Origin of the sequence: Streptomyces regalis, from assembly GCF_001509475.1 — a bacterium.
Lineage (GTDB): Bacteria > Actinomycetota > Actinomycetes > Streptomycetales > Streptomycetaceae > Streptomyces > Streptomyces regalis.
In genome coordinates, this window is the sequence record NZ_LLZG01000081.1 from 100512 (window position 1) to 115342 (window position 14831).

8 protein-coding genes are annotated in these 14831 nt (G+C 70.3%); 2 read left to right on the forward strand and 6 right to left on the reverse strand.

Going from position 1 to position 14831, the window contains the following annotated elements; all coding sequences use genetic code 11:
* Positions 1-141: 141 nt before the first annotated feature.
* Genes ADL12_RS13730 through ADL12_RS13740 form a run of 3 tightly spaced genes read right to left on the reverse strand, consistent with a single transcriptional unit; the run spans position 142 to position 3838 of the window.
* Positions 142-1077 carry a carbohydrate ABC transporter permease gene (locus tag ADL12_RS13730; RefSeq protein WP_062702038.1) on the reverse strand — a complete coding sequence of 312 codons (936 nt, stop codon included), beginning with the start codon at positions 1075-1077 and terminating at the stop codon, positions 142-144.
* Positions 1074-2117: an ABC transporter permease gene (locus tag ADL12_RS13735; RefSeq protein ID WP_062702040.1), complete on the reverse strand. Its 1044-nt coding sequence runs from the start codon at positions 2115-2117 to the stop codon at positions 1074-1076. The genes ADL12_RS13730 and ADL12_RS13735 overlap by 4 nt, the downstream gene beginning before the upstream one ends.
* Before the next feature lie 26 nt (positions 2118-2143).
* Positions 2144-3838 carry an extracellular solute-binding protein gene (locus ADL12_RS13740; protein WP_062702042.1) on the reverse strand — a complete coding sequence of 565 codons (1695 nt, stop codon included), beginning with the start codon at positions 3836-3838 and terminating at the stop codon, positions 2144-2146.
* A gap of 370 nt (positions 3839-4208) precedes the next feature.
* On the opposite strand from ADL12_RS13740, the gene ADL12_RS13745 reads away from it, so the two are divergent.
* Positions 4209-7046, forward strand: coding sequence for a glycoside hydrolase family 3 C-terminal domain-containing protein (locus ADL12_RS13745; RefSeq protein WP_062702044.1), 2838 nt, complete (start codon positions 4209-4211; stop codon positions 7044-7046).
* Between the two features lie 153 nt (positions 7047-7199).
* Here the strand turns inward: ADL12_RS13745 and ADL12_RS13750 are convergent, their stop codons facing one another.
* From ADL12_RS13750 to ADL12_RS13760, 3 genes are all read right to left on the reverse strand, one after another.
* Complete coding sequence (locus tag ADL12_RS13750; RefSeq protein ID WP_107119901.1) at positions 7200-8645, reverse strand: aldehyde dehydrogenase family protein; 1446 nt, start codon at positions 8643-8645, stop codon at positions 7200-7202.
* Between the two features lie 374 nt (positions 8646-9019).
* On the reverse strand, positions 9020-10612 hold the full coding sequence (locus ADL12_RS13755) for a PucR family transcriptional regulator (RefSeq protein WP_062702047.1): 1593 nt from the start codon (positions 10610-10612) through the stop codon (positions 9020-9022).
* Positions 10613-10748: 136 nt separating this feature from the next.
* On the reverse strand, positions 10749-13136 hold the full coding sequence (locus tag ADL12_RS13760; protein WP_062702049.1) for a type IV secretory system conjugative DNA transfer family protein: 2388 nt from the start codon (positions 13134-13136) through the stop codon (positions 10749-10751).
* A gap of 230 nt (positions 13137-13366) precedes the next feature.
* Between ADL12_RS13760 and gabT the strand changes: the two genes are divergently transcribed.
* Positions 13367-14701, forward strand: coding sequence for a 4-aminobutyrate--2-oxoglutarate transaminase (gene gabT, locus ADL12_RS13765; protein WP_062702051.1), 1335 nt, complete (start codon positions 13367-13369; stop codon positions 14699-14701).
* The last annotated feature ends 130 nt before the right edge of the window (positions 14702-14831 follow it).

The following is a 14831-nucleotide window of genomic DNA, read 5'->3' on the forward strand; positions in this document are numbered from 1 at the left end:
CTACGAGAAAGAGTGGGGAAACCTGCCTAGGGGCGCGGGGCTGTTTCGATTTGCGGCTCCGCCGCGTGGGCGCGACCAACCACGACGAAGCCGCAGACAGCAAACAACCGTGGTCCTACGGCGAGACCTCGTGCGAGGGCGTCAGCCCTTGACCGCCCCCGTGAGCATGCCCTTCTTGAAGTGCTTCTGGACGAAGGGGGAAAGCACAGCAACCGGCAGCAGAGCCATGACCATCACGGCCATCTGCACAGCCAGCCCGGAGAGCTCTCCGGTCTTGATGGCCTGCCCCAGTCCCACCGGGGCCTCTTGCTTCTGCACCAGCTGGATCATGACGTTCTGCAGCGGCATCATGTCCTGGTCGTTCAGATAGAGCGACGCGTTGAACCAGGCGCTCCAGTACCCGACGGCATAGAACAGCGTGATCACCGCGATCACCGCCCGGGACAGCGGCATGACGATCTGCCACAGAATCCGGAAGTCACCGGCTCCGTCAATGCGCGCACTGTCGACGAGTTCCTGCGAGATCCCCATGAAGAACCCGCGCAGCACAAGGATGTTGAACACGCTCACCGCACTGGGCAGGATCAGCGCCAGATAGGAGTCCGTCAGCCCCAGTGTCTGCACCAGCAGATACGTGGGAATGAGCCCGGCGCTGAAGAACATCGTCGCCAGCAGCGTCATCAGAATCCAGCGATGCCCCAGCGACCCGCTCCGGGACAGCCCGTAGGCACACATCACGGACACGGCCATCGAGAACAGCGTGCCGATCAGGGTGACGAGGAGGCTGATGATCGTGGCGCGGGTGACCTGGCCGCCGCTCAGCAGCTCCTTGTAGGCGATGAAGGTGATCCCGTTGGGCACCATCACCAGACCGCCGGCCTCGTCGATGGTCTTGCGCGACGACAGGCTCGTCACGAGGACGATCCACAGCGGGAAGAGCACCCCGAGACAGGCCAGCGTCAGCGCGAGGCCCTTGCCCGTGAGGCCGGCCTTGGACGGCTTCTCCTCCCAGCTCGGCCGGGGCGGGGCCTGCCACCAGCGCGGTTCGCTCACCGGTTTGTCGATGACGGCGGTCACTTCTTGTACACCCCCTGCTCGCCCATGAGATGGGCCACCTTGTTCGCGACGAGGACCAGTCCGAGGCTCACGACGCCCTTGATCAGGCCGGCGGCGGCCGCATAGCTGAAGTCCTGGTTCCGCACGCCGTTCCACCACACGAAGGTGTCGAGGACCTCCCCCGCCCCGGGTCCGACGGCGTCGCGTTGCAGAAGGATCTGCTCGAACCCGACCGTCAGCGCGTCACCGACACGCAGCACCAGGAGCAGGGCGATCACCGGCCGCAGTGCGGGCAACGTGACGTGCCACATCCGGCGCCAGCGGCTCGCACCGTCCATGGCCGCGGCCTCGTACAGGTCCGGGCTCACCGAGGCGAGCGCGGCGAGGAAGACGATGATCCCCCAGCCGGCGTCCTTCCACACGCTCTGTGCGGTGATCAGCAGCGGGAAGGTGTCCGGGTTGGTCATGATGTTGAGGCCGTCGTAGCCGTTCTCGCGCAGCAGTTGCGACAGCAGCCCGGCACCGCCGAACAGCTGCTGGAACACGGCGATGACCAGCACCCAGGAGAAAAAGTGCGGCAGGTACAGCACGGCCTGCGCGACCGCCCGCACCCGGGGCCTGACCACGCTGTTGATGAGCAGCGCGAGCAGGATCGGGATCGGGAAGAACAGCACGATCTGGAGGAAGAACAGCACCAGTGTGTTCTCGACCGCGTTCCAGAAGGCCGAGTCCTCGAAGATCCGCTGGAAGTTCTCCAGACCCACGAAGGGGCTGTTCAGGATGGAGACGATGCCGTTGTCGCTGATGTAGGGGTCGTACTCCTGGAACGCGACGACGTTGCCGAGGATCGGCAGGTAGTTGAAGAGCAGGATCAGCAGGACGGCCGGCAGTGTCATCACCAGCAGCAGCCGGTCGCGTCTGAACCTGACCTTGAGGCTCAGTTTGCCCGATGGGTGCTTCCCCGCCGGCCCGGTGGCGCCGTCGGACGCCACCGGGGTCTCTTCACGCTGGGTCTTCGTCTTCGCCTCGGCACTGCTCCGAGGCACCGTGCTGTGGGACACGGCGTTCTCCTTGCCTCAACCCCGGATCAGTTGGCCGCGCTGCCGTTCTCGTCGAGGATCTTCTGGTACCAGTCGCGCAGCTTGTCGCCGCCCTTGCTCTTCCACTCGGAGGCGAACTGCTGCACGTCGCTGATCTTCTTGCGGCCGCGGACGACGTCGTCCTCGAGCTGCTCCAGGTCGTTGGTGAGGTTGGTGTAGCGGGCGGGCTCGGTGATCTGCATGCCGTAGAAGGCGGTCTTCTTGGTGAAGGCGCCCATCCGCTGCTGCCACTCGACCCGGCCCCTGGCGACGTCCGGGAAGTCCGGGTGGGCGATGGTGGAGGCGGGGCTCGCGACCATCACGAAGGCGTTGAGAACCTCGTTGTTGCCCTTGTCGTTCTTGACGGGGACACCGTCCTTGACCGTGTAGTGGGTGCCCTCGACGCCGTAGTTGGTGAACATGTACTCCTGGGTGCCGTACGGCGCCGCGGTGACATTGGCGACGGCCAGCGCGTCGCGGATCACGGACTCGGAGGCCTTCTTGCTGACGAAGGCGAAGATGTTGGCCGGGTTCGTGGCCCACAGGACCGGGTCGCCGCCGTCGTGGCCGAAGATGTCCATGCCCCAGATCTCGAAGTCGGGGTTCTGGGTGGCCTGGGAGGCGGTCTGGCCGTACCAGTTGGAGCTGTCGTTGTTCCAGATCAGGAACTCACCGGCGGCGAACTTGGGGGCCGGGTCGGTGGCCTGGCTCTTGCCCAGCTCGAAGTCGGGGTGGACGACCCCGGCGGCGAACAGCTTGCGGGTCCACTCCAGCGCCTCGAGGAACTCCTCGGTCTCGAGGCGGTTGATCAGCTTGCCGTCGACCACGTTCCAGGCGAGCGCCTTCTCTCCACCGCCGAGAGAGCCGAAGGAGTTGAAGGCGGTCCACTTCATGTCACCGCACGCCCACCGCTTGGCCTTGGCGTTGGTGATCTCCTTGCACAGGGCCAGGAACTCGTCGGCGGACCTGGGGACTTCGTAGCCCTCTTTGTCGAAGATGTCCTTGCGGTAGCAGGGCACGATGTTCGGGACGTACGAGGCCGGCATCGGCAGGGCGCGCAGCGCGCCGCCGAAAATGGACCGCTGCCAGGCGTCCGTCGGGATCGCCGCGAGGTTCGGGTACTCCTTGACCGCGTCACCGGAGAGGTAGGGCCCCAGGTCGGCGAACTTGCCGATGATGGCGCTGGGTATCTTGCCGCCCATGTTCCAGCCGGGGATCACCACCATGTCCGGGATTTCACTGGAAGCGAGGACCGCGCCGAGTTTCTGGTCGTAGGTGTTGCCGTCCTGGTTCTGCCACCGGACGTCGACGCCGATCAGGTCGTTCATCCCCGTGTAGTAGGGGTTGTCGCCCTTGGGCGGCGAGCCCCAGAACGGCGACATGATGGTGACCTTGCCGCCCTTGCCGAGCTTCTTCGGGACCGAGGTCTTCAGGTCCGCCAGGTCCAGCTTGCTGGTGAAGCCGAGCGACGAGCCGTTCTTCGACGGGATGTCCGGCGTCACCACATTGCTGGCCACGTACGCCGGAAGGATCTTCTTCGCGTCCTTGCCCGACGTGGTGCCGTCTCGCGACCCGCTGTCCGAACCGCCGCAGGCGGAGAGCAGCGGCATCCCTCCCGCCACCGCTGCGGTGGCGACCGCCGTAGAGGCGAGGAAGCTTCTCCGGCTGGGTCCGGAGGAGGCGGAGGCGGCATTCGGCGTCATTGCGTCAACCCTTCATGGCGCACCTGGACACCCGGCGGTGGGCCGTCGGCTGCGGTGTCTTAAGTGGATCTGGCTGAGCTGAAGCGGTGCTCCGGCCACGGCCGAGGACGTACACCCCTGAAGTGGGCGAGCCTCGTAGTCGAAGCGCTTCGATGTTGCTGCGAGGTTAAGTGAAGGCATGGGGGCGCACAAGGGTCGCTTCCAAGATTCCTCCGAGGTGCGGGGGTCGGAACGCTCTCTTACAGGGCTTGAAATAACGGTCAGGCGTCGGAGTTGTTGCGCCGGGGTGTCTTGACACCCACCCCCGGATCGAATGAGCATCGAAGCGCTTCGAAAGCGTCTCGCCGCTCCACCGCAAGGGGAACCCCACGTGACCGCACAAACGCCGCCTACGCCGCCTTTCCGCGATCAGCGACTGCCGTTCGCGAAGCGCATCGACGACCTTCTGTCGCGGCTCACGCTCGACGAGAAGATCGGCTTCCTGCACCAGTTCGCACCGGCCGTCGAGCGGCTCGGCATCGACGAATTCCGCACCGGGCAGGAAGCGCTGCACGGCGTGGCCTGGATGGGCCCGGCCACCGTGTTTCCCCAGGCCGTCGGCCTTGGCGCGACCTGGAACACGGACCTGGTACGACGGGTCGGCGACGCCGTCTCCAAGGAGACCCGTGCGATGCGTGCCCGCGACGACCGCGTGGGCCTGAACGTCTGGGCCCCCACCGTCAACCTCCTGCGCCACCCCCTGTGGGGCCGCAACGAGGAGGGCTACTCGGAGGACCCGAAGCTCACCTCGGCCATCGCCACCGCGTACACCCGCGGCCTGCGCGGCGACCACCCCACGTACTGGCGCACCGCGCCCGTCCTCAAGCACTGGCTGGCCCACAACAACGAGACGGGCCGCGACGTCACGTCCTCCTCGGTGCGCCCGCGCGTCCTGCACGAGTACGACCTGCGTGCCTTCCGCGAGACGGTCGAGGCGGGCGCGACGGCCGGGGTGATGCCGGCGTACAACCTGGTCAACGGCCGCCCCAACCACGTCTCGCCGTATCTGCGCGAGCACCTGCGCGCCTGGACCGACGAGGACCTGCTGGTCTGCTCGGACGCGGGCGCACCCTCCAACCTGGTCGATTCCGAGCACTACTTCGACACCCACGAGGAGGCCACGGCGGCCTCGATCCTCGCCGGCGTCGACAGCTTCACCGACCACGGCACCGACAGCTCGAAGATCACCGCACGGATCCGCGGCGCCCTCGACCAGGGCCTGCTGACCGAGTCGGACATCGACACGGCGGTGCGCCGCCAGCTCTCGGTCCGCTTCCGCCTCGGCGAGTTCGACCCGGAGTACGACCCGCATGCGCTCACCAAGGACTTCGACACCCCGGCCCACCGCGCCCTCGCCCAGGAGGCCGCCGAGCAGTCGGTCGTCCTGCTCAAGAACAGCGGCGGCCTGCTGCCGCTCGCGCCGGACACCCGGCTCGCCGTGGTCGGTCTGCTCGCCGACGAGTGCAAGCGCGACTGGTACAGCGGCACGCTCATCCACCGCTGCACCCCGCTGGAGGGCCTGTACGAGCGGTTCGGTGCGGACCGGGTGGACTTCGCGGAGGGCGTCGACCGCATCCTGCTGAAGACGTCGGCCGGAGCCTTCCTGCACGTCCCCGAGGCGGACGCCGACGACGAGGTACGCGGCGCCGAGGGCGCCCTCGACCCGGCCCTGCTCGCCGGCCGTACGGATCTGCCGCCGCTGACCACCGACCCGACCGGCACCGAGTTCGCGCTCGTCGACTGGGGCGAGGGCGTGCTGACCCTGCGGGCCCCCGACGGCCGCTATCTGTCGGTCGCCGAGGACGGCTGTGTCCGCGCCTCCGCCGACCAGCCCGGAGGCTGGGTCGTCCAGGAGACATTCCGCCTGGAACCCCACGAGAACGGACACCTCCTCCGCCATGTCGGCACGGGTCGCCACGTCTCAGTCGCCGCCGACGGCGTGAGGGTTGCCGAAGCGAATCCGGAAATCTTCGAGCTCATCGTCGTCGAAAGCGGCGAAGACGCAGTGACCAGGGTCACCTCGCAGGCGGACGTGGTCCTGGTGGTCGCGGGCAACGACCCGCACATCAACGGCCGTGAGACCGAGGACCGCACGACGCTGGCCCTCCCCGCGCACCAGGAGCGCCTGTTGCGCGCCGCCCGCGCGGCCAACCCGAACACGGTGCTGGCGCTGGTGTCGGCGTACCCCTACGCCGTCGACCCGGCCGCCCTCCCGGCGATCCTGTGGACGTCCCACGGCGGCCAGGCGGCCGGTACCGCCCTCACCCGCGTCCTGGCCGGCGACGTCTCCCCCGCCGGCCGCCTCCCGCAGACCTGGTACGCCGACGACGCCGACCTGCCCGACCTCCTCGACTACGACGTGATCGGCGGCCGTCAGACCTACCTGTACTTCGAGGGGACCCCGCTGTTCCCGTTCGGCCACGGCCTGTCGTACGCGGCCTTCTCCTACGCCGACCTGGAGACCCGCGTGGCGGACGACGCGCTGCACGTCTCCTTCACGGTCACCAACACCGGGGACGTGACGTCCGACGAGGTCGCCCAGCTCTACACGCGCGCCGTGGAACCGACGGTGCCGCGCCCGCGGCGGGAGTTGGTGGCCCACAGCCGGGTGCGGCTGGAGCCCGGCGAGCAGTCGACCCTGACCTTCGAAGTCCCCTTGTCGTCCTTCGACTTCTGGGACGTGGCGCGGGGCGCCTGGCGCCGTGAGCCGGGCCCGTACGAGATCCTGGCCGGCGCCTCCAGCGAGGACATCCGCCTGCGCACGACCGTGCTCCTGGACGGCGAGGCGGCCGCACCGCGCCCGGTCCTGCGCCGCGGCCTGGACGCGGCCGATTTCGACGAGCAGAGCGGCGTGGCGATCGTCGACCGCACGAAGGCGTCGGGCGACGCGGTGACGCCCGCCCAGGGCAGGTCGGGCGAACTGATCTACCGCGACTGCGACTTCGAAGGCGGCGTCACGGCGGTGACGGCCACCGTGTCCGGCGACGGCGTGGTCGAGGTCTCGCTGGACGGGGGCGCGGTGCTCGCCGTGCTGACGTCGAAGGCGCCGGATGCGAGCCCGTACGACTACTCGACGCAGCGCGCCGAGATCATCGCCGAGGGCGTCCGCGACGTCCACCTCAGACTGCGCGGCCCGGTGCGGCTCGCGCACGTCGGCTTCTCCGGTTGAGGGTCCGGAAGAGGCCGACGTAAAGAAGGGGCCCGGCACCGGAAGGCATCGGTGCCGGGCCCCTTTTCATCCCGGGATACGGACCCAGTCTAGCTGAAAACGATTGTCACAAGCTAGAGCAGATCCCGAACGGTCTCAGATAGCTCAGAGAGCTCAGAGAGCGAGGCCGGTGAGGACCATCACCCGCTCGTAGGTGTAGTCGTCCATCGCGAACTTCACGCCCTCACGGCCCACACCGGACTGCTTGGCGCCGCCGTACGGCATCTGGTCGGCGCGGTAGGAAGGCACGTCGCCGATGACGACGCCGCCGACCTCGAGGGCACGGTGGGCCCGGAAGGCGGTCTGCAGGTCGTGCGTGAACACACCTGCCTGGAGGCCGTACTTGGAGTCGTTGGCGGCGGCGAAGGCGGCGGCCTCCCCGTCGACCTTCTGCACGGTGAGGACGGGCCCGAAGACCTCCTCGCACGAGAGGGTGACGTCGGCCGGTACGTCGGTGAGGACGGTCGGCGCGTAGGAGGCACCGTCGCGCTTGCCGCCGGTGAGCAGAGCCGCCCCCGCCGCGACGGCTTCGTCCACCCACGTCTCGACGCGCTTGGCGGCGTCCTCGCTGACCAGCGGCCCGACGTCGGTCGCGTCGTCGCTCGGGTCGCCGGTGACCTGGGCCTCGACGGCGGCGACGATGCGCGGCACGAGCCGGTCGTAGACGGACGCGTCCGCGATCACCCGCTGCACGGAGATGCAGGACTGGCCGCCCTGGTAGTTGGAGAACGTGGCGATGCGGGTGGCGGCCCAGTCGAGGTCGGCGTCGGAGGCGTAGTCGCCGAGCACGACCGCCGCGCCGTTGCCGCCCAGCTCCAGGGTGCAGTGCTTGCGCGGCACCGAGTCCATGATCGCGTAGCCGACCTTCTCGGAGCCGGTGAAGGAGATCACGGGCAGGCGCGGGTCCTGGACGAGCGCGGGCATACGGTCGTTCGGAACCGGGAGGATGCTCCAGGAGCCGGCCGGAAGCTCAGTCTCGGCGAGCAGCTCACCGATGACGAGCCCGGAGAGCGGGGTGGCCGGGGCGGGCTTCAGGATGATCGGCGCGCCGGCGGCGAGGGCCGGGGCGATCTTGTGGGCGCACAGGTTCAGCGGGAAGTTGAACGGCGCGATCCCCAGCACGACGCCCTTGGGGAAGCGCCGGGTGAGGGCGAGGCGACCCTGACCGCCGAGGTCGGTGTCGAGCCGCTGGGCCTCTCCCCCGTTGAACCGCCGGGCCTCCTCGGCCGCGAACCGGAACACGGACACGGCACGGCCGACCTCGCCGCGGGCCCACTTCATGGGCTTGCCGTTCTCGGCGGAGATCAGCCGGGCGATCTCCTCGGTCCGCTCGACGAGCCGCCTGCTGACGTGGTCGAGCGCGGCGGCACGCACGTGGGCCGGCGTCGCGGCGAAGTCCTCGCGGACGGCGTACGCGGCGGCCACGGCCTCCTCGATCTGCGCGTCCGTCGGCGCACTCACCTTGCCGACGACCCGCCCGTCCCACGGGGAGGTGACATCAAAGCTGTCCTCGCCACTGACCTGGCGACCGGCGAGCCAGAAGGCGTGGGTGACCGCCACATTTTCTTTGGGCATATCGAGTCCCGGCCCTTCCGCGTTGGGGGTGTCCTGTGTGTCGTGGTCCACGGTAGGGGGGCGGTGGCTGAGTGGTGTTTGTCCGGGGTGGAGTGGTGAGGGGAGGGGCTGCGCCGGTTTGGCGGGGTGGGTGGTGCGCGACCCAGGATGCCTCGCCCCCGCCGCCCCTACCCGTCCCATCCCCCAGGGGCTCTGCCCTTTCGACCCCGCCAGGGGGCACTGCCCCCTGGACCCCCGCTCCTCAAACGCCGGAGGGGCTGGACCTAGCCCGTCCGGCGTTTGAGGACGAGGCCCCTTCAGGGCCGAAGCCGGGTCTGGGGGCGGCAGCCCCCAGCGAGGCCCGCACCGACGCCGGCTGTCTACTCCGCCGACGTCGCCTTCAACGCCAGCCAAAGCTCCATCCGCACATCCGCGTCGTCCAGCGAACGCCCCAGAATCTCCTCCACCCGCCGCATCCGGTACCGCAGCGTGTGCCGATGCACCCCCAGATCCGCAGCCGCCGCGTCCCACTGCCCGTGCCGCGACAGCCACGCCCGCAGCGAGGCCACCAGATCCCCCCGCCCCGTCGCGTCATGCTCATGCAGCGCCCGCAGCAACCCGTCCGCGAACGCCTTCACCGCATCGTCCGCGAGCAGCGGCAGCACCGACCCGGCGGCCAGCTGCTCGTGCTCCACGCACACCCGCCCCCGCCGCCGAGCCACCGACAGGGCCTGCTCGGCCTGCTTGTACGCCGCCGCGGCAGCGATCGGCCCGGCCGGCGCCGAGAGCCCCACGACCAGCTCGTCCTCGCCGGCGCCCGCCGCCTGCTCGGGTACGTCCCCCGCCCGCGCCGCCTCCAGCGCTGCCGCGTACTTCGCGCACGCCGCCACCGCCGCACCCCCGTCCGCGGCGAGCACCACCAGCCGCGCCGCTTCACCCTCCCCCTCCGGCACGACGAGCACCGCCTCCCCGGCCCGAGCCGCCGCGGACTCCACGATCTCGGTGACGGCGCCCAGCGGATCCCCGTTCGTGTCGGACGCGGCGACGATCACCCGGAAGGGCGCGTCCAGCAGCTCGCCGTACAGGTCTCCCGCCACGGCCCGCGCATGGTCCGGCTCCCCGGCGAGCAGCATGCGCAGCACCGCCGCGCCCACCCGCTGCTCGGCCGCGTGCAGCGACCGCGACCGCTCGGTGGTCAGCGTCAGCAGCGCGATCGCCGAGTACACGGCGTACCGCTCCGCGGTACCCAGCGCCGCCGCCGTCCCCACGGCCAGCGCCGCCCGCGGCCGACGCCCCGTGCCCAGCGTGTGCAGCTCGACCCGGTCCTCGTGCTCCGGCCCGCCGACCACGGACGACGCCGGCGCGGGCCGCTCCCGCAGCCGCTCCACGTCCGCCGTGAGCCGTGCCGCCCGCCGCCCCGCCCACTCGGGCGCCGTCGCGACCACGGCACCGGACGCGTCGTACAGGGCCGCCCAGCCGTCCACCTGGGAGGCCAGCGCGGCCAGCAGCCCTTCCGGACCGTCGGTCAACGCCTGCTTCGTCAGCTCCCGTTGCGCCGCGAACCCCGCCGTCACCGCCCGGTACTGGTCCGCCGCGATCGCCGCCGAGACGGCCTTGCTGATGGCGAGGAAGGGCGTGCGGCGCGGCACCTCCAGCAGCGGCAGGCCCTCCTCCTTCGCCGCTTCGACCAGCGCCGCGGGGATGTCCTCGTAGTTGACGCCGACCGCGAAGCCGAGCCCGACCACGCCCGCACCGGCCAGCCGTCGCACATAGCGCCGCATCGCCTCGGGGTTCTCCGCGTCCAGCTTGAGCGCGGTGATCAGCAGCAGCTCGCCGCCCTCCATATAGGGGACCGGGTCGGCGAGCTCACTGACGTGCGCCCAGCGCACGGGCACGTCCAGGCGGTCCTCGCCCGCCCGCACGGTCAGCTTCAGCGCGGAGTGGTGGACGAGCGAGGCGAGCGTCGGGGGCATGAGGCCTTCAGTCGGTGTGATCTCGGCGATCTTCGGATTGATCTTGTGATCCGTGTGATCTTTTGGCCGCCATGTATGAACGGCCTGTACCGATTCTGCCTCACCGTACGGTCATGGGGTGACGTGAAGTCCGGACCTACCCCCGCAGATCCACCAGCAACGGCGGCGCGTGCTCCCCGTTCACCTGCGTCAGTGACAGCACCGCATGTCCCGGCGGCACCGCATGCGCCAGCTCGGACGCCGACCACCGCTCCCGCTCGACCTGGCGGACGGTGACCGCTTCCGTGGTCACCGCCTTGCCGGTCACCAGCTTGCGCAGGGCGTGCATGGCCCGGGTCATCGGCTGATCGGCGAACACGGTGTGCTGGGCGACATCGGTGGTCTCCACCCACTCCGTGCCCCAGGCGTCCGCGAAGCGGCTGCCGTCCCAGGTCGTCACTCCGGACAGCGCCATCCGGCAGCCGACTGCCCCGTACAGCGGCCCGTGCAGGGCTTCCGGGACGTCGGAGACCGTGCGCAGCGCCAGCACGACACCGGCGTTCTGCGAGCGCAGCCGCTGAATCCGCCGTACCGATTCGGGAGTGACGGTGCCGGTGGCGTCGTCGAGGACCAGGCCGACGAAGTGGTCGCGTGCCCCTTCCCTCACGACCGCGGCGAACTGGGCCAGCACCAGCCGTGCGATCAGCCGGGACGCCTCCTCGTGACCACGCTCGGGCAGGTCGATACGGACCCGCAGCGGGTGGTGGGCCACGGCTCGCAGCGAGAACGGGCGGATCGTGTCGCCCCCCGAGCCGAAGAAGTCGGCGAAAGCGGGCCGGTCCAGCAGGGCGAGCCGGTCGGCGAGCACCGGGCCGGCGTCGCCGGGGGCGCCGGTGTGCCGGACGCGGGCCTCGAGTTCGCGGCGCATCGCCGTGTGCTGGTCGTCGGCCAGCCGCTCGCGCAGGTCGGTCAGGGCCGCCGGGTCCCCTTCCAGCAGCTGCCGCAGGACGGGCAGGGCGGGGAAGCGGCCGTACGCGGCCAGGTAGGGGCCCAGGAGCTGGGCGAGGGCGGTGGCCGCGCGCTCGGCGCCGACGGTGTCGAGGTCCCCGGCCAGCGCCTCGGCGAGGAACCCGGCTGCCTCGTCGGGGTCGTCCACGTCCGCGTACGGGTCGAGGTCGTGCACAGACGCGGGGTCGCCGATGCGCACCACGACGTCGTACGACGAGTCCGCCCCGACCGCCGCGCCCGCGCCGCACACCACGACGACCGCACAACTGCCGGTGAGGGCCTGGAGCGTGAGGGACTCGGTCACCGGGGCGATCACGTGCCGGGTCTTGCCGGCGCCCGACGGCCCGACGACCAGCAGCGAGGTGCCCAGCGTCTGCGACCCGAGGGCCGCACCCACGCCGCCGTATGCCGGCGGGGTGCGCTCGTCGGCGGCCCACTGCCCGATGCGCACCTGCCCGGTGAGCAGGTCGTGCCGGGCGGCGCGGCCGCCCAGGTCCCGGGCGCCGGAGGGGTGGGTGAACGCGGCGGCCCCGTGCCGCAGCACCGTGTCCGCGAAGGCAGCCATCCGGCCCTGGCTCCGGGCCCGGCCCCAGGCGTACTCGAGGCGGGCGCAGTCCACGTCGTTCATCCGCCCGGCGAACACCTCGGCGGTGAGCAGGTCGGCCACCTGGTGCTGCCCGGCGGCGCGCAGGGCCGGCCACTGGGCGGGGGGCACAGGGGCCGGCTTCGCAGGCCCGTCCGTGCCGGTGGACCGGCGGACGGCGAGCCGCTCCTTGGCATAGGCCCGCCAGTCGCCCGCCCGGGCGAAGGGCCAGATCACGAGGAGGGTGATGACCGTGTACAGGCCGTAGACGAACAGTGGCGACTGGAGCAGTTCGTAGCCCTGGGAGAGGGCGATGGTCAGGTTGAGGAGGGGGTCGACGACCGGGACGGGGTCCCAGAACGCCCCGGGGAACGCGCTGGGGAACACGAGCGCCAGCGCCACGAGGGCCCAAAGGGCAGTGAGCGCGGCACGCCGGGGCTGGGGCTTGCGGGCGAAGTAGTAGCCGGACACCTTGCCCCAGCTACCGAGACGGGCCATGGCCCAGACGAGCAGGGCAAAGGAGATGCCCCGGTAGGCGATGAAGGCCTCAATGCCCCACCCACCGGGCTTGGCATTGATCTCGGTCGCGGTCTCCCACCAGTCGTCCGGTGTGACCAGCCGCAGGGGAGCCCACTGATACGGAATCCCGCCACGCAGCCACAAAGACCAGATGATCATTCCGGCGACCGCCGGGATCACCATGCCGACGATCGTCATCGGGCTGAGCCGCTGTTGCTGATCCGCTCCCTTTGCCGGCCGGTAACCCATTCGCCAGATGCCGGGCCGGGCCTCGGGACGGGGCTCGTTCAGCCAGCCGGCGATTCCCGATGGCGTCGGCTGGTCCGGGGCGTGCGTCGGCCGTGGCGGTGCCGTCGGCACCTTCGGTGGGCCCGCCGGGCGCGGTACCGGGTTCGCATGCGTGCCCCGCGCGTCCCTCGTCCCGTCGCTGTCCATCGCCCTCTTCCCCTGACCAGCCGTTCCGTCCACCGTCAGCGAGCCAATCTAATGCCCCCGCGTGGGGAGTTCACCGCTTACGCGGCCGGGCGCTCTCGTGAACGCCATGTCCACCACGGACAACATGCCTCGCCGACAACGCCCACATGGAGCATGCCCACCCCCCACTCCCCGCCCTAGCCTGCGAGAAAAGACAAGACAAGCGTCCGCAAAACCCCCAGGAGCCCCTCATGAGCGCACTTCCGCAGGAGCGCCGCGTCGTCACCGCCATCCCCGGCCCGAAGTCGCAGGAGCTGCAGGCCCGCCGTACCGCCGCGGTCGCGCAGGGCGTGGGCTCGGTGCTGCCCGTGTTCACGGCGCGTGCGAGCGGCGGAATCATCGAGGACGTCGACGGCAACCGGCTCATCGACTTCGGTTCGGGCATCGCGGTGACGTCCGTCGGCGCGTCCGCCGAGGCCGTCGTACGCAAGGCGACCGCGCAGCTCGCCGACTTCACCCACACCTGTTTCATGGTCACGCCGTACGAGGGTTACGTCGCTGTCGCCGAGGCGCTGGCCGAGCTGACCCCCGGCGACCACGCCAAGAAGTCGGCGCTGTTCAACTCCGGCGCCGAGGCCGTCGAGAACGCCGTCAAGATCGCGCGGTCGTACACCAAGCGCCAGGCGGTCGTCGTCTTCGACCACGGCTACCACGGCCGCACGAACCTCACGATGGCGCTGACCGCGAAGAACATGCCGTACAAGCACGGCTTCGGCCCGTTCGCGCCCGAGGTCTACCGGGTGCCGGTGGCCTACGGCTACCGCTGGCCGACCGGCCCGGAGAACGCCGGCCCGGAGGCCGCCGCGCAGGCCATCGACCAGATCAGCAAGCAGGTCGGCCCGGAGAACGTCGCCGCGATCATCATCGAGCCGGTTCTCGGCGAGGGCGGCTTCATCGAGCCGGCCAAGGGCTTCCTGCCGGCCATCAGCAAGTTCGCCTCGGACAACGGCATCGTCTTCGTCGCGGACGAGATCCAGTCCGGCTTCTGCCGTACGGGGCAGTGGTTCGCGTGCGAGGACGAGGGCATCGTCCCCGACCTGATCACGACCGCGAAGGGCATCGCCGGCGGCCTCCCGCTCGCCGCCGTGACCGGCCGTGCCGAGATCATGGACGCCGCGCACGCGGGCGGCCTGGGCGGCACCTACGGCGGCAACCCGGTGGCGTGCGCCGGAGCGCTGGGCTCGATCGAGACGATGAAGGAGCTCGACCTCAACGCCAAGGCGAAGAACATCGAGGCGATCATGAAGGCCCGCCTCACCGCCATGGCCGAAAAGTTCGACATCGTCGGTGATGTGCGTGGCCGTGGCGCCATGATCGCCATCGAGCTGGTCAAGGACCGCGCCACCAAGGAGCCGAACCCGGAGGCGACCGCCGCGCTCGCCAAGGCCTGCCACCAGGAGGGCCTGCTGGTCCTGACCTGTGGCACCTACGGCAACGTGCTGCGGTTCCTGCCCCCGCTGGTCATCGGCGAGGACCTGCTGAACGAGGGCCTCGACATCATCGAGCAGGCCTTCGCCCGTATCTGAGGTCCCATCAAAACCACTGGTGAGTGCCGGTTTCCCGACCCGGGAACCTCATCCGCCCCAGCCCTGCCGGCGTCCGCGGTTCCGGGGCTGGGGCGGCTGTAGTCAGAGCGTGTGAAGAAGGTGTGCGAGG

Bases quoted from the DNA above. Each gene is read 5' to 3' on its own strand.
- ADL12_RS13740 (WP_062702042.1), bottom strand. From the start codon at position 3,838: ATGACGCCGAATGCCGCCTCCGCCTCCTCCGGACCCAGCCGGAGAAGC.
- ADL12_RS13755 (WP_062702047.1), bottom strand. From the start codon at position 10,612: ATGCCCCCGACGCTCGCCTCGCTCGTCCACCACTCCGCGCTGAAGCTG.
- gabT (WP_062702051.1), top strand. From the start codon at position 13,367: ATGAGCGCACTTCCGCAGGAGCGCCGCGTCGTCACCGCCATCCCCGGC.
- ADL12_RS13760 (WP_062702049.1), bottom strand. From the start codon at position 13,136: ATGGACAGCGACGGGACGAGGGACGCGCGGGGCACGCATGCGAACCCG.